Annotated in this window: 18 protein-coding genes and 1 tRNA gene; 15 read left to right on the top strand and 4 right to left on the bottom strand. The window is 53.0% G+C overall.

Annotated features, from left to right (window positions below):
- Positions 1-457: 457 nt before the first annotated feature.
- Positions 458-1,048, top strand: a complete 591-nt coding sequence (locus JUF11_RS07110) for a GNAT family N-acetyltransferase (protein ID WP_204118972.1) — start codon at positions 458-460, stop codon at positions 1,046-1,048.
- Positions 1,049-1,306: 258 nt separating this feature from the next.
- Here the strand turns inward: JUF11_RS07110 and JUF11_RS07105 are convergent.
- Positions 1,307-1,394: transfer RNA gene (locus JUF11_RS07105), tRNA-Ser, on the bottom strand.
- A gap of 134 nt (positions 1,395-1,528) precedes the next feature.
- On the opposite strand from JUF11_RS07105, the gene JUF11_RS07100 reads away from it, so the two are divergent.
- From JUF11_RS07100 to JUF11_RS07080, 5 genes are all read left to right on the top strand, one after another.
- Positions 1,529-1,912 carry a hypothetical protein gene (locus JUF11_RS07100; RefSeq protein ID WP_204118971.1) on the top strand — a complete coding sequence of 128 codons (384 nt, stop codon included), beginning with the start codon at positions 1,529-1,531 and terminating at the stop codon, positions 1,910-1,912.
- Positions 1,909-2,088, top strand: coding sequence for a hypothetical protein (locus tag JUF11_RS07095; protein ID WP_204118970.1), 180 nt, complete (start codon positions 1,909-1,911; stop codon positions 2,086-2,088). The genes JUF11_RS07100 and JUF11_RS07095 overlap by 4 nt, the downstream gene beginning before the upstream one ends.
- Positions 2,085-2,471, top strand: coding sequence for a DUF1093 domain-containing protein (locus JUF11_RS07090; RefSeq protein WP_204118969.1), 387 nt, complete (start codon positions 2,085-2,087; stop codon positions 2,469-2,471). The genes JUF11_RS07095 and JUF11_RS07090 overlap by 4 nt, the downstream gene beginning before the upstream one ends.
- Positions 2,472-2,661: 190 nt before the next feature.
- Positions 2,662-3,030 carry a DUF6483 family protein gene (locus tag JUF11_RS07085; RefSeq protein WP_204118968.1) on the top strand — a complete coding sequence of 123 codons (369 nt, stop codon included), beginning with the start codon at positions 2,662-2,664 and terminating at the stop codon, positions 3,028-3,030.
- 32 nt (positions 3,031-3,062) lie between these two features.
- Complete coding sequence (locus JUF11_RS07080; protein ID WP_204118967.1) at positions 3,063-3,218, top strand: hypothetical protein; 156 nt, start codon at positions 3,063-3,065, stop codon at positions 3,216-3,218.
- Between the two features lie 56 nt (positions 3,219-3,274).
- Here JUF11_RS07080 and JUF11_RS07075 read toward each other — a convergent pair whose 3' ends face one another.
- Both JUF11_RS07075 and JUF11_RS07070 read right to left on the bottom strand, forming a co-directional pair.
- A complete protein-coding gene (locus JUF11_RS07075; protein ID WP_125579110.1) occupies positions 3,275-3,724 on the bottom strand; it encodes a hypothetical protein in 450 nt (149 codons plus the stop codon).
- A complete protein-coding gene (locus JUF11_RS07070; protein ID WP_204118966.1) occupies positions 3,711-3,950 on the bottom strand; it encodes a hypothetical protein in 240 nt (79 codons plus the stop codon). The genes JUF11_RS07075 and JUF11_RS07070 overlap by 14 nt, the downstream gene beginning before the upstream one ends.
- Before the next feature lie 162 nt (positions 3,951-4,112).
- Here JUF11_RS07070 and JUF11_RS07065 point away from each other — a divergent pair, with 162 nt between their 5' ends.
- The 7 genes from JUF11_RS07065 to JUF11_RS07035 all read left to right on the top strand — a co-directional run bounded on the left by JUF11_RS07065 (position 4,113) and on the right by JUF11_RS07035 (position 10,055).
- On the top strand, positions 4,113-4,607 hold the full coding sequence (locus JUF11_RS07065; protein WP_204118965.1) for a DUF3013 family protein: 495 nt from the start codon (positions 4,113-4,115) through the stop codon (positions 4,605-4,607).
- A 12-nt stretch (positions 4,608-4,619) separates the two neighbouring features.
- Positions 4,620-5,573: a 50S ribosomal protein L11 methyltransferase gene (gene prmA, locus JUF11_RS07060; RefSeq protein ID WP_204118964.1), complete on the top strand. Its 954-nt coding sequence runs from the start codon at positions 4,620-4,622 to the stop codon at positions 5,571-5,573.
- Positions 5,570-6,310, top strand: a complete 741-nt coding sequence (locus JUF11_RS07055; protein ID WP_204118963.1) for an RsmE family RNA methyltransferase — start codon at positions 5,570-5,572, stop codon at positions 6,308-6,310. The genes prmA and JUF11_RS07055 overlap by 4 nt, the downstream gene beginning before the upstream one ends.
- The gene (locus tag JUF11_RS07050) at positions 6,307-6,630 is read left to right on the top strand and encodes a hypothetical protein (protein ID WP_204118962.1); all 324 of its coding nucleotides are present in this window, start codon (positions 6,307-6,309) and stop codon (positions 6,628-6,630) included. Before JUF11_RS07055 ends, JUF11_RS07050 begins: the two co-directional genes overlap by 4 nt.
- Positions 6,631-6,742: 112 nt before the next feature.
- A complete protein-coding gene (locus tag JUF11_RS07045) occupies positions 6,743-8,968 on the top strand; it encodes a RelA/SpoT family protein (protein ID WP_204118961.1) in 2,226 nt (741 codons plus the stop codon).
- A gap of 14 nt (positions 8,969-8,982) precedes the next feature.
- Entirely contained in the window at positions 8,983-9,435 is a 453-nt protein-coding gene (gene dtd / locus JUF11_RS07040; protein WP_204118960.1) for a D-aminoacyl-tRNA deacylase, read from the top strand.
- Entirely contained in the window at positions 9,429-10,055 is a 627-nt protein-coding gene (locus JUF11_RS07035; protein ID WP_204118959.1) for an HAD hydrolase-like protein, read from the top strand. Before dtd ends, JUF11_RS07035 begins: the two co-directional genes overlap by 7 nt.
- 62 nt (positions 10,056-10,117) lie before the next feature.
- Here JUF11_RS07035 and JUF11_RS07030 read toward each other — a convergent pair whose 3' ends face one another.
- On the bottom strand, positions 10,118-11,443 hold the full coding sequence (locus JUF11_RS07030; RefSeq protein WP_204118958.1) for an N-acetylmuramoyl-L-alanine amidase family protein: 1,326 nt from the start codon (positions 11,441-11,443) through the stop codon (positions 10,118-10,120).
- 339 nt (positions 11,444-11,782) lie between these two features.
- Between JUF11_RS07030 and hisS the strand changes: the two genes are divergently transcribed.
- Complete coding sequence (gene hisS / locus JUF11_RS07025) at positions 11,783-13,069, top strand: histidine--tRNA ligase (RefSeq protein ID WP_204118957.1); 1,287 nt, start codon at positions 11,783-11,785, stop codon at positions 13,067-13,069.
- Complete coding sequence (aspS, locus tag JUF11_RS07020) at positions 13,062-14,867, top strand: aspartate--tRNA ligase (protein ID WP_204118956.1); 1,806 nt, start codon at positions 13,062-13,064, stop codon at positions 14,865-14,867. Before hisS ends, aspS begins: the two co-directional genes overlap by 8 nt.
- Positions 14,868-14,905 lie beyond the last annotated feature (38 nt).

Raw genomic sequence — 14,905 nt, 5'->3', positions numbered from 1 at the left:
TAACAAAAAATCCACTCCGAAGAGTGGACCTTTCAAAAGATAAAAACTATTAATCAACACCATTTGACACAGAGCCTCTTTTTTCTTGTGGATAACTGTAAATAATTTGAAAAGCGAAGAAACGCGATATATCAGGCTTTTGCTAGAAATGGCGGCTATCGCGAAATACTGAAAAAGGCCTACGTGTCAACGTAACGGAAGCTTTTTCGAGCCACTTATCCACAGGCTTGACACTACGCGTGATACAATAATCTAAGAAAGGGGTGGATTACCTATGGCTGAAATGGACGTAAACAGTGTATTGCGCTTTAAGGATCAAGACTCTCTAAAACGGGCGTTGAGAATTATCCGCCCTGCAAGAGACGCTAAGTATGAAGCGTCAGTTCAGACAGTTGCGAAGTTCCTAAGGTCGGCACCGAAGGCTAACATCACAAGTCATCGATTTGGAGATAGGTAATTGAATTCCCGTAACTACCAGCTTGATATTTACCCTTTATTGTCATCAATCTTCGACTTGGCTGGCTTTAGTAGCCAGGTTCCGGTGGTTGATGAATTTTTATTGAATAATGCAAAACTTGCTGATGATGAACTACGGTCCCAGACATCCTTGATGGTTAATGGTAGCAAGCTTGTTGGGTTCTATACTTCTTCTGTCCGCACTTTTCGTCTGGAAGCCCCTGATTTCGCGCCGTTGAAAGCAGAACGAATTTTGACCGACGCAGAGCTTGATTCTATGACACAGGGCGATGTAATTGACCTTCCGGCCGTTGATTTGAGCTATTTCGCTATTGATTGGCATTATCAGCGACAAGGCTTTGGCACTCTAATGATGACTAATTTTTTGAAAAATATGGCTGAGGCATATATTGACCACGGGATTGGCTTTTCGGGAGTCGTGCTATTTGCATTGAATGAAGCGGTGCCGTTTTATCAAAAGGTTGGCTTTCGTGCTCTACACGGTATTGATTACGAAAAGACGCCCGATCTCAAGCAGTATCCAATGTTCATGAACTCGAGGTTCTTAACAGATCTTTACGCGAGGTTATAGCGATTAAGAAAGCGTGCGGACGAGGAGGTGGCCGGGATACAAAAAGCGGGACTGATTATTCAGCCCCGTTTTTTTGTGCACACGTTATTTTTTCGCACAACGTAGCGCAGGCACCTCACTGGGTTAGCGAGCACGGCTTGTGCACTCAATGTGCACTCAAGTTTTAACAACAACAGAAAACAGCGGAAAACAAAAACCCCGAAATGCCTTTAAATCGGCGTTTCAGGGGTTCAAAGGAAAGCAACAAAGTGATACGAAAGGAGAGTACGAGATTCGAACTCGTGCGCCGGTATTAGCCGGTTCGACGGATTTCGAGTCCGTTGCATTACCACTCTGCCAACTCTCCATGTGGTTAATGGTTTTTAGAACGCTTTTCAGTATAGCAAATGTTGAGATTTTTGCAAATCTGTTTCCGCGCTTTTCTTTTTGCCTGGGGACTAGGTATACTGATACTATTCTGACTAGAAGGAATGACAGGCCTTGAAAACATCTTTAGTGAAGATGATCGGATTATACAGTTTTTTGTACGCGCTATTTACGCTTGGCGTGCTTGCTTATGCCAGCCTCTTGAGTTTCCGCAGCGGCTTTAGTTTTCCCGCAGTCGGGGAACAGATGATGCAGTGGGAACCGCACTGGTGGTGGCTGAGTATCATCGGCGTATTGCTGCATGGGTTGGCCTACCTCAAAGCGATGCGCCGACCGCAACTGATGATTGCTCACCTTATCTGCGTGTGGGCGTTCGTGGCTTATCCGCTGATTCCAAATTACAGCCTGTTCATCGCCGTCGTGCAACTGGTGGCAGTTTGGCTGCTGATTAGCTATCATCGGCCAATGCAGGAATCCGAAATGGAGGGACAGCGATGAGCTGGTTTCATAAATCCAAACAGCCAAGCGGTAATGACGAGCCCCAAGCCTATGATTTTGCCAAAATGGTGAAGGTAGCACGGGAAAAAGATCCGAGCAAGTTTGCCAAGCTGCAGGCGGCCTTCAAACGGCCACATTCTGACCAGTCAAAACATCCTGGGGAGGACAAAAAATGAAGAAGATTCTAGGGATTGTCGCTGTGCTGATTGTCATTGCTGGCGGTTGGTTTGGCTACAAGTATTGGCACGAAACTTACCAAAGCCAAACGGCGTATGCAAAAGTCGGTGAAGCGGTGAAAAAGAACTCCAAAACTAGCGATGGCAAAAACTATAAGGTCAACGGCAAACAGTATTACTATTATGAGTACGAATTTGACTTTGTATTGAAAGATGGTACCACCAGGCATCTCGGCTTTGACAGTGCTGAATCCGCCAACCCAACCCCGTTGGCCCCAGGTTCTTATGTGACCGCTGAGATTTCCCAAAAGCGTGTGGTTAAAGGACCGAATCCAATCAGTCTTGGCAACATTCCAAGTGCCGTCCAGGCGAAACTTAAATAGCGTCATCCAACCGAGCCGATGTGCTCGGTTTTTGATTGCGGCTCAGATCAACGACTGCCTAATCGTGCCGGGTGATCCGCACGCCCCGCAGCGGAAATGAATTGCGGCCAGGCTTGAAACCGCTTATACTACAACCAAATGAGGCATCAAAGCATTGCTGACGGGTATTCCTGATTGGAGGCACAAACTGATGCAAGAAGAAAATGATGTGCTACTGCGGCAAATTAAATCCTTCGCCCAAGGACTGGGCTATATGCTCGGCAAGGCTGGTGGTAATCCCGGCAACGAAATCGTCTTCCCGCAAACTGATGCGCGGGTTTTTCCTGGGCAGGAGCGCTTGGAGCAGTTTTTAACGGTTAAACAACTGCCTGAAGCCACCCGCTTTTTCTTCAGTCAGCGCTATGCCATGGCGGAAAAGGATTTTATGGCGCTGGGGGCGTGGTATTTTGAGCGCCTGAATGCGCTGAGTGATGAAGCGCTAGCCGATGCCAATTACTCGCGGCAAGCGGTCGAGGCCGGGCTGAAACAGTTAGCGCTGATTCAGCAGGAACAGGGGTAAGCTCGCACCAGTTGATTGAGGAGGAAAATATCATGATGGGTACAGCTTTTGGGTTAATTTACTATTTGATTGCCTTGGGATTGGGATTTTTGATCATTGCGTTGGGCGTGAAATACGGCATTCTGTGGGCCTTGCGGGCCTTATCTGATGATGATTTGGCTAAGATGGGCCGGGTGTTCAAACGCTGAATTAAGGTGCAAAAAAGACGATCTCGAAACGAGGTCGTCTTTTGCGTTAAGGCATTCTATTCCGCGCTGCCGGTTAAATCTGCCGCGCGCTTGGTGGCTGGGAGCTGATCGAGTTCCTGCAGGGCCTTGTTGGCATCCAACAGCGCTACGCTATACACCAGCGTGCCGATTTGAACCCGGGTATTGATGTACTTGATGACAATTGGACCTTGGGTGGTTTCCAGCTCCAGGTTCAGGTGATAAATCTCCTCGGTGCCTGGGGTCAACACCCCCATGATGTGAGCGTCTGACAGCAGGTTGTTATCGATTAAGGCAGGCTTGCTACCGTCAGAAGCGACAATGACGTGATCATCCATGGTCAGGCGATAGCCGCGGATAATGGTCGAAGGGATGATTTTGTGGCCAAAATGCGGGCGGTGGACTTTGATCAAATCATGGGCGGAATCGAGTTCAAAGTACGCGTTATGCTTGTCAGCCTTGAAATGGGCGTGTTTACCGAATGTCATGAGGGGACTCCTTTGCAATGAGATCTGAAATCACAGTGGTCAAAACCGCTTCAATAAACGCGCGGTTTTCGTTGAGTAAGTAAGTGGTGGTTTGCGCCAGGTCGGCGTCAGGCGCCGCTTTTTGCCAAGCCGCCGCGCGCGCCTCAATTTGCGGTTCGGTGAACTGCGCGGCTACGACTTGATCAGCGGCGTTAGCGACCAAGGCGCGAATCGTTTTTTCTTCCAATGTCTTTCACTCCTTATCGTCCATTATACGCGCCGTAATCGCCGATGCCACTTTTCCTTCTACCGCTTGTAGTTTATAGTAAGCATAAAGCTCGCAATCAGACCTTGATGGCGAAAATCGGTGGCGCCTACTGCGTCGCAACGAAAAATGGAGGAAACACACATGACCACTCAAAACATGCTCGATTATGTAGGCGACAAAATGGATGCCTTGGATTTTGATGGCGATTTGGATTTGAACTGGGACAAAGAAGCGCGCGTTTTTGAAGTGGAGCTGACCATGACCGTGGATGCGGCAGCTGGTTTTGAAGTAGAGGACCAAGACGGCGAAACCATCGATGAAGGGGAAATTGATTACTCTGATGCGATTTTGCTGTATGATGCTACCCGCCTGAAGGGCGAAGATTACCAGGATAACTATCTGGCCGTGATTGGTTTCCAAGGCAAACAAGGCATTGCCCAAGCGACGGTTGATGGGTTGTTCGACTATCTCCAAACCCTCCTAGACGATGGCCAGTCCGATTTGATGGATTTTGTTGATGGCACCTCAGCGGACGAAACCTTTGAGTTGCAGTTCGACCAGGCGAAGTTCCAGGCTGCCATTGCCGCTCAGCCGGCAGCGAACCAGCATGTGTTCTTGCCGTATCCCAAGTACTGATTGGAGGCGCTTATGGACGACTGGTTTGAACTCGCAGTCGAAACAAGTAGCGAGGCGGTAGAAGCCGTTTCTAACTTTTTAATTGAGGCTGGGGCGGCGGGGATACAAATTGAAGACGCCGCCGACTTTCAGCGTGGCAGTCAAAGCAAAACCGGCGTGTGGTTTGATCCGGACAGCGTGCCGCATCGTACCACCGGCGCGGCGGTGAAAGGCTACTTTGCCAGCAGTTTGCATCCTAGTGAACTGATGACTCGCCTGCAGGCCGAAGTGGACCAGCTGCCAAGTTTCGGGCTCGCCAAGGGCAGCGGCAAGATTAGTGTCGTTAACATCGCTCAAGCTGACTGGGCCAACGCCTGGAAAAAGTATTACCATCCCCTGCGGATCACCCGTTATCTGACGATTGTGCCGGCGTGGCTCGATTACACCCCGCAGCAGGATGGCGAGCAGGTGATCAAGCTGGATCCCGATATGGCCTTTGGCACTGGCAGCCATCCTACCACGGCGCTGATGCTACGGCTACTGGAGGCCGTCATTCGCGGCGGCGAAACCATGATTGATGTCGGCACTGGCTCAGGCATTTTAGCCGTAGCAGCGCGGCGCCTCGGCGTGGCCCATGTGCTGGCGACTGATGTTGATGAGGTGGCGGTGGCCAATGCTGAGGCCAATTTGGCGCTTAATCCCGATGATCAGATTGACGTAATAGCCAATGACCTGCTGACCGGCATTGAGCAGCCTGTCGACTTGGTGGCGGCCAATATTTTGGCCAACGTGCTGACGCCATTGATTCCGCAAGTAGCCAGCCGCTTAAAGCCGCATGGCAGCTTCTTACTCTCAGGCATTTACCGCGAAAAGGCGGCCGCAATCAAGGCCACTTTAGCGGCTAATGGCTTCAAGGTCCGTAGTGAATGGCAGGAAGGCGATTGGGTCGCTATTGTGGCCGGGCACGCTGAGGAGGCCGACGCATGAACCGCTTCTTTACCAACCAGCCGCTGACCCAGGGCGCCACGGCCACTTTACCAGCCAGCGTGCAAAAACATGCTATTCAGGTGCTGCGCCTGCAGGAAGGGGCCCAAATCGAAGTGGTCAGCGTCGACCATCAAGCTTTTGTCGCCACGATTATGAGCGTCGCGCCGCTCACGGTGCAGGTCGACCAGCCCATCACGCGGCGGGTGGAGCTGCCGGTGGCGGTCCATCTGTTGTGCGGCGTGCCCAAAGGCGATAAGGCGGAACTGATTGTCCAAAAAGCCACCGAGCTTGGCGCCATGCATATTAGTTTCTTCAACAGCCAATGGGCGACCGCCAAATGGCAAGCCCCGCGCGTCAGCAAAAAGCTCGCGCGGCTCGCGGCGATTGCCCAAGGCGCCGCAGAACAGAGCCACCGGTGTTTTGTCCCGGCCGTAGATGTGGTAACATTAAACGAAATAACGCAATTGACTGCCGATGCCGAACTGGTCGCTTACGAAGAAAGCGGCAAGGCCGGTGAGGCGGCCGCCTTGGTGCAGGCACTCAGCACCCGGCCAGATACGCTACTATGTGTGTTCGGTCCGGAAGGTGGCCTGAGCCCAGCCGAAATTGCAACGTTAACGGCCAGTGGGTTTACCACTGCTGGCCTCGGCCCGCGAATTTTGCGAACCGAAACGGCACCGCTGTACCTTCTCAGTGCGGTGTCGGCACTTACTGAATTGCAGGGAGAATCAGAATGACCAAATTTAAGTCTTGGCTGATGTCCGCATCGGGCCGCATTATTTTACTCAGTATTTTGACCACGCTTATATTGCCTTGGGGCTTTACCTTGCTCCATGTGCATGTGGCGCTGCGGGTGACGCTGCTTTGGATTCTGATCAATGTGACCTTGGCCATCTACATTGGCCGCACCATCGCCAAGTACCATTTGGGCTGGTGGCATAGCTTGTGGCTGCCGCTGCTCTTTGCTTTGATGGTGTGGGTGCGTTTTGCGGATTATGGCTACTGGTTTGCCCCAATCTACTGGGTCCTGACCATGCTCACTTTGACCCGCGAGTAGCGACCGCCCAGCTGTAGAAACACGAACTCAAGGCACGTTTCGACGTGCTTTTATTGTATCCGCCGCTTGCTGCCGACTGAGTCCGGTGAGCGGTGTAAAGGGGGATTTTGCAATGGCTGAAGAACCAGAATTAACCCAAGACCAAGTGATGGCGATGTGCGCCAAGTATATGAACGAAGAGCACCAAGCCTTCGTCAAAAAGGCTTATGATTTTGCGGCTTACGTCCACAAAGACCAACGCCGTAAATCTGGCGAACCGTATATCATTCATCCCATTCAAGTTGCGGGCATTTTGGCCGAACTGAAAATGGATCCCGTCACCGTGGCCAGTGGCTACCTGCACGATGTGGTTGAGGACACGAACATCACCCTCGGCGACATTCAGGAAGTCTTTGGCAAGGAAACGGCGGTCATTGTTGACGGCCTGACCAAGTTAAGCAAGGTCACTTATGTCGCGCATAAAGATGAGCTGGCGGAAAACCACCGTAAAATGCTGCTGGCGATGGCTAAGGACATGCGCGTGATCCTGGTCAAATTGGCCGATCGGTTGCATAACATGCGCACCTTGATGCACCTGCGGCCGGATAAGCAGCGCCGCATTGCCAATGAAACGCTCGAAATTTATGCGCCGCTAGCCGATCGCTTAGGGATCAGCACCATCAAGTGGGAACTAGAAGATTTGTCGCTGCGCTACTTGAACCCGCAGCAGTACTACCGAATCGCCCAGCTGATGAAGTCCAAGCGCACCGAGCGCGAAGCTTACATTGCCAATGCCATCACCGATATCAAAAAGGCGCTGGCGGATTTGAACATGCACTACGAAATCTACGGACGGCCGAAGCACATCTACTCGATTTACAAGAAAATGCGCGACAAGCATAAGCAATTCGATGAACTCTATGACCTGTTGGCTGTGCGCGTGATCACCCAGAACATCAAGGACTGTTATGCGGTACTGGGCGTGATTCACACCCAATGGAAACCGATGCCAGGGCGGTTCAAGGATTACATTGCCATGCCGAAAGCCAATGGCTACCAATCCCTGCACACCACGGTAATCGGGCCGATGGGCAAGCCGCTGGAAGTTCAGATTCGCACCGAAGAAATGCACCATATCGCTGAATTCGGGGTCGCGGCGCACTGGGCCTACAAGGAAGGTCAAACTTCCGAAGTGCAATACGACAAAGCCGGCAAACAAATCGATATGTTCCGTGAAATCTTGGAAATTCAGGATGAAACTTCCGATGCCCAGGACTTCATGGAAAGCGTCAAAGGCGATATCTTTACCGATCGCGTGTACGTCTTCACCCCGCAAGGTGACGTGTATGAGCTGCCTAAAGGCTCGGTGCCACTGGATTTTGCCTACATGGTGCACACCGAAGTGGGTAATCACAGTGTCGGCGCCAAGGTCAACGGCAAAATCGTGCCGCTGAACTATCAGCTCAAAAATGGCGACATTGTTGAGATGCTGACCAACAGCAACTCCAAGCCAAGCCGCGACTGGGTCAACCTGGTGTTCACCTCACGTTCTCGCAACAAGATTCGCCGCTATTTCAAGCAGGTGGATAAAGGCGAAAACAGCGAAAAAGGTCGCGAAGCCTTGGAGCACACCTTGCAGGAAATGGGCTACACGCCGAAAGACTACATGGGCAACAAACCTGACATGGTGGACTTGCTCAAGCGCCTCAACTTCGCCACTGAAGACGAGTTGCTCTCAGCCATTGGTTACGGCGAATATGGCTCCAAAGTGATTGCCAATCGGCTCACGGACCGCTCGCGGCGCGAGAAGGCAGATGCCGACAAGAAGGCCAAAGAAGCTGCAATTTTGGCCAATAACCAAAAAGTCACCACGGTGTCCAAAGAGAAAAAGCCGGTTTCCCGCACGGAAGAAGGCGTCGTCATCGAAGGCGTCGACAATCTACTGGTGCATCTGGCGAAGTGCTGCAACCCTGTTCCTGGGGATCCGATTGTCGGCTATGTCACCAAGGGCCGCGGGGTGACGATTCACCGCGCGGATTGCCCGAACATCGATGCTTCCCCAGCCATGGCCGGGCGGCTGATTGATGTGTCCTGGCAGAATTTGAATGATCAAAGTCAGTTGTTTGATACGGATATCGAAATCTACGGCTATAACCGCAGTGGCTTGTTAAACGATGTCCTGCAGACCTTGAACGCCCAGACCAAGAATTTAACCAACGTTAACGGCCGGGTTGACCATGATAAAATGGCCGACATTCATGTCACTGTTGGCATTCCGAACTTGGCGAGTCTGGAACACATGATGGATGCCATCAAGAACATTCCTGATATTTACGAAGTGAAACGGTCCCAAGGTTAAGCAAAGGAGCAATTATGCGAGCAGTGGTGCAGCGCGTCAGTTCAGCCAGTGTCACCATCGACGGGCAAATTAACGGCGCCATCGACCGAGGCTTTATGATTTTGCTGGGCGTCGGCCCGCAAGATACTGAGGCGGAGGCGACCCGGCTAGTGACGAAAATCAGCAAGCTACGCGTATTTAGCGACGCCGCTGGCAAAATGAATCTGGACCTGAAAGCTGTCGGGGGCAGTGTGTTAGTGGTGTCGCAATTCACGTTGTATGCCGATGTTAGTCATGGCAATCGGCCTGGTTTCACCAATGCCGCGGCGCCGGCACTGGCCAATTCGTTGTACCAGTTCTTCCTGAAGGCGATGGCCGCAACCGGTATTCCGGTGCAACACGGCGAATTCGGCGCGGATATGCAGGTCAGTTTGGTCAACGATGGCCCGGTCACGGTACTTTATGATACCGAGGCCGGCGCATGTTAGTGAACGCGATTTGGGATTTGGATGGGACCCTTTATGATACCTATCCAGAAATGCTGAGCGCTTTAGTGGCGACACTTGAGCATCACGGCGCCAAAATCGATACCGCTGCGCTTTTGACGCAAATTAAGCGGGGCTCCATCAAAGCCACGGTGGGCGAAATCGCACCGCGGCTGAACGTCTCAGCCGAAACCTTGTTGGCTGAATACCATGCGCTGGAGGCCCAAACGGTGATGACCGCTAATCCTTATCCGCAAGCGGCGGCGGTGGTCAAGGCCATTCAAGCCGCTGGTGGTAACAACCTCCTGATGACCCATCGCGACAACTCCGCCTGGGCCTTGTTGCACCAAGCAGGGCTAGATGAGGCGTTTATCGGTGGGGTGACCGCCGCGTTGACTTTCCCGCGGAAGCCAGACCCGGCCGCTATCAATTACCTGGTGAAAGTCCATCAACTCAACCCGCAGCGCACCGCGATGATTGGCGATCGCAAACTTGACGTGATTGCCGGGCAGCGGGCCGGGGTCAAAGGGGTTTATTTCAATGTTGACGGCCTGAATGATGCGCCCATGGCTGAGGTTCAAATTGAGCAACTGGATGAATTGTTGCCGCTGTTTCATTCCTAAAACAAACGCCCTGTCAAACCTGATGTTAGGTTTGGCAGGGCGTTTGGCTTTGCAGCTGGTGCTTATTGGTGATTGCCAGCCTTGAAGTAGGCGGTTAGGCCTTGCACAACATCGCTGGCGACTTGCTGCTGATAATTCTGCGATTTGATTTGGGCGAAGTCTTTGTCATCATTGATGTAGCCCATTTCACACAGTACTGCAGGTTGACTGTTGTTACGGATGACTTCGAAGTTGCCGTATTGATAGCCGCGGTTGGTCAGCGGCAGGTTGCTACTGAAGGCCTGATTCAGGGCTTTCGCTAAGGCCAGGTCTTTCTTGGAGTTGTAGTAGTAGGTGGTAAACCCGGAAGCCTCATTGGCGTTGGCACTGGAGTCAAAATGAATAGAGATGAACGCATCGGCATGGGCCTTGGTCGCCATGGCTGGCCGTGGGGCTAAGTCGACGAAGGTGTCGGTGCTGCGGGTGTAAATGACATTTGCCCCTTGCGCTTGCAAGGCTGAGCCAATCGCCTTGGCCATTTCCAGCGTGTAGGTCTTTTCGTACTTATTGGTGGTCGACAAGGCGCCGCTATCAGCACCGCCATGGCCAGGATCCAAGACAATCGTTGCTTCGCTTAAGTTGGTGGCCGCCTTGGTGGCTTTCGTTCCAGGAGTGGTGACGGTCCAACTTGCGACATAACCGGTTTTACCAGCGGCAGTTTGCACCTTGTACCAATCGCTGGATTGGTCAAGCACGGTGAGGGTGGTGCCTTTCGCCAGTTTGGCGACAATCGGGGCATTTAACCCGCCAGCCTGGCGCAGGTTGACGCTGGCTGTGGTGGTCACCTTAACGGCGGCGACCGTGGTGGTTTGCGGCTTCACCGTGGTGCTGACCTGTTTCGGCTGGGCGAGCGCGACGGTATTGCCACTCAGCGTGATGTTACTGGTGGCGACCCACGCCGCCGTATTGTCGTAGGCGACCTGCGTCCAGTGCCCTTCCTGGTAAATGACCTTGAGCTGACGGCCGGCATTCACGGTGCCTAAAATCTTGGCGTCAGTGGTGGCGTATTGCCGCACGTTGGTGGTGCGCTTGGCGGTGGCGAGCTTGGCAGTGGTGGTAGTGGCTTCGTTTTGATCCACCAGCCAGGAGGCGACCCAGCCGATTTTATTGCCGGCGAGGCGCACCTGGTCCCATGAGTTCTGCTGTTTGATGACGGTCAGTTTGGTCCCATTTTGCACCTGACCCATCACACTGTAGGCCAGACCTGGCCCCAGCCGCACATTCAGCAGGTTGGCCCGCACGGTAATGGTGTTGCTGGCGGCCAGTACCGTCGTGGTGGCGGCGGAGACCCCAATCAAAGCCGCAAACACCGCAATCAACGGCCAGCGTTTAAGTTGTTTGAACTGCAAAGCGTCATCCCCTCGGTTTCCTCACTAGGCTGATTATACCAAACAGGGCCTGCGTTTGCGTTCTTTTTCAAGGAATTTTCAAGGCGGGCGTTGACATCTGCGGGTAAACAACGTACGCTGAGACTAAATAAACGCGCCGATGACGAAGCAGGATAGATCACTTGAAGCGACCCGGAGATGGTGAAAGCCGGGACCGATCGAAAAGACACTTCTGAGGCTGAACGAGCTCCGGTTGCCACCGTTATGGCTAAGTTAAACACAAGGTGGTACCGTGTCCGCACCCTTCGTCATTGACGAGGGGTGTTTTTTTATTCAGTTCGGCGTTAAAAGGAGGAAATTATGAGTTATCAACGACCAAAAGGCACCGCGGATATTTTGCCTGGGCAAAGCGAACTCTGGCAAAAAGTGGAACAAACCGCCCGCGATATTTTGACCCGCTATCGTTACCAAGAAATTCGCACGCCATTATTCGAAAATTATGACGTCTTCGCCCGGTCTTCAGGCGAAACCTCAGATGTTGTGTCTAAGGAAATGTACACCTTTGAAGACAAGGGTGGCCGGCAAATGGCGCTCCGCCCAGAAGGCACGGCCGGGGTGGTGCGGGCCTATGTTGAAAACAAATTGTACGGCCCAGAATATACCAAGCCCTACAAGGTTTACTACATGGGGCCGATGTACCGCTACGAACGGCCGCAAAGTGGCCGGCAGCGCGAATTCCACCAAATCGGCGTTGAAGCCTTTGGCGGCGATAGTCCGGCGCTGGATGCCGAAGTCATTGCGCTGGCTAAGGATTTACTTGAGGCGTTAGGCGCCAAGCACTTGAAGTTTGCCATTAACACTTTGGGCGACCCAGAATCGCGCCAGGCTTATCATGCGGCGTTGATCGCTTACCTGACCCCATTCAAAGACCAGCTGTCTGAAGATTCCAAAGTTCGGCTCGAGAAGAATCCATTGCGGATTTTGGATAGCAAAGACCGCGGCGATCAGGCCATTGTGGCCGATGCGCCGAAGCTGATCGACTACCTCACGCCAGCCGCCGCCGAGCGGTTCGCAGCGGTCCAAGCGGATCTGACAGCACTGGGCATCAGCTTTGAAATCGATCCGGACATGGTGCGCGGCTTGGATTACTACAACCACACGATTTTTGAAGTGATGAGCGATGACGCCGTGTTCGGCGGCGGTTATACGACCATTCTTGGCGGCGGCCGCTACAACGGCCTCGTAGAAGAATTAGGCGGCCCCGAAACCCCAGGCATCGGCTTCGGGATGGGCGTTGAACGCGCGATGCTGTTGATGCAAGGGCAAACCGCCACGACCAGCTTGCCAGCCTACATCGTCACCATTGATGAAGCCGGCAAAGGCGCCGCGCTGCATTTGGCTCACGCCTTGCGGCAGCAAGGGCTCGCCGTCGATATGGATTTCTTAGAGCGCAAAGCCAAGGCGCAGTTCAAGTCTGCCAACAAAGCAAATGCGCAATACGTGCTCACCATTGGGGAAAGCGAACTGGCCAATGGCACCGTTCAAGTCAAAAATATGCAGTCGGGTAATCAAGAAGCCCTGGCGCAAGCCGCGCTGGAAGCTGACTTTTTGAACCAGGTGGCAAAATTGGAGGAAGCACATGACTAAACGAACACTTTATGCAGGCGAGGTCACCAAGGCGAACTTGGGCCAAACCGTGACTTTAAAAGGGTGGGTGCAAAAGCGCCGCTCGTTAGGTAACCTGATTTTCGTTGATTTACGCGACCGCGCCGGCATCGTGCAGCTGGTGTTCTCCCAAGAGTTCGGGGAGGACGCGCTGAACGTGGCCAACACCATGCGGAGCGAATATGTAATTGAAGCCACCGGTACCGTGACTGCGCGGGCGCCGGAAGCCGTCAATCCCGAGATGAAAACCGGAGAAATCGAAGTCGAGATTCAAACCGCGAAGATTTTGAATCAAGCCAAGACCCCGCCATTTGATATTGCTGATGGCGTTAATGCTACTGAGGAAACCAAGCTCAAGTATCGTTATTTGGACCTGCGCCGGCCGGAAATGCAGGAAGCCATCATCACCCGCAGTCAGGTCCTCAAGTCCGTGCACCACTACTTCGACGACCAGGGCTTCTTGAACATTGAAACGCCAACCTTGACGGCCAGCACCCCAGAAGGCGCCCGCGACTACTTGGTGCCGTCTCGTGTTTATCCGGGCAGTTTCTATGCTTTGCCGCAATCCCCACAGCTGTTCAAGCAGCTGCTGATGGGCGCCGGGTTCGACCGGTATTATCAAATTGCGCGTTGCTACCGGGATGAAGATTTACGTGGCGACCGGCAGCCAGAATTCACCCAAATCGATATGGAAACCAGCTTTCTTGATCAGCAGGAAATTCAAGACCTTACGGAAGGCCTGATTGCTCGGGTGATGAAAGATGTTAAAGGCATCGATGTCAAACTGCCATTTCCACGCATTGAGTGGCAAGATGCCATGGACCGCTACGGCTCTGACCGGCCAGATATGCGCTTTGACATGTTCATCCAGGATATTTCCGACCTCGTGAAGGACTCTGACTTCAAAGTCTTTGCCAATGCCGTGGCCAACGATGGTCAGGTCCGCGCGATTGTCGTGCCTGGGGGGGCGGAAAAGTACTCCCGCAAGAAGATCGACGAACAGCAAGACTACATCAAACGGTTCGGCGCTAAAGGCCTGGCCTGGCTGAAAGTCACTGCCGATGGGATTGCTGGTCCGATTGCCAAATTCTTCGGTGATGGTGCTGAATTGACCAACGCCCTGAACGCGAGTGCCGGCGACTTGCTTTTGTTTGTTGCTGATCAGCCGGCGGTGGTGGCCGCAAGTCTGGGCTACCTGCGCCTGCACTTCGGCCATGATCTGGGCCTGGTCGATGAGTCCCAGTACAATTTCTGCTGGGTCGTTAACTGGCCCTTGTTCGAATATGACGAAGGCATTGAACGCTGGGTCCCAGCGCACCATCCTTTCACCATGCCGAACGAGGAAGACGTGCACTTGCTGGATACCGATCCGCACAGCGCCCATGCCCAGTCTTATGACATCATCATGAACGGGGATGAATTAGGCGGCGGCTCAATTCGTATTCACAGCCGCGAGATCCAAGAGAAAATGCTGAAGGCCCTGGGCTTCACGCCAGAGCGGGCGCAAAAGTCCTTTGGTTTCCTACTGGACGCCCTGGACTATGGCTTCCCACCGCATGGCGGCTTGGCGTTCGGCTTGGATCGTTTCGTGATGTTGCTACTGGGCCGCGACAACATTCGCGACGTCATGGCCTTCCCAAAGAACTCCAAGGCGTCTGAACCGATGACCAGTGCGCCAACGCCGGTGGCTGATCAGCAGCTCAGTGACCTTGGCATCGAAGTGCGGGCTAACGTGGATCCTGACGCCGCTCATGCGGAAGATCAAGACCTCACCGAATAAGCCGGTGCAAAGGGCAAGCATAGCGCTTGCTCTTTTTT

The organism is Lacticaseibacillus suilingensis (assembly GCF_016861845.1).
Lineage (GTDB): Bacteria > Bacillota > Bacilli > Lactobacillales > Lactobacillaceae > Lacticaseibacillus > Lacticaseibacillus suilingensis.
The sequence above is the reverse complement of the archived record's forward strand: the minus strand, read 5'-3'. Positions and strand labels throughout refer to the sequence as shown.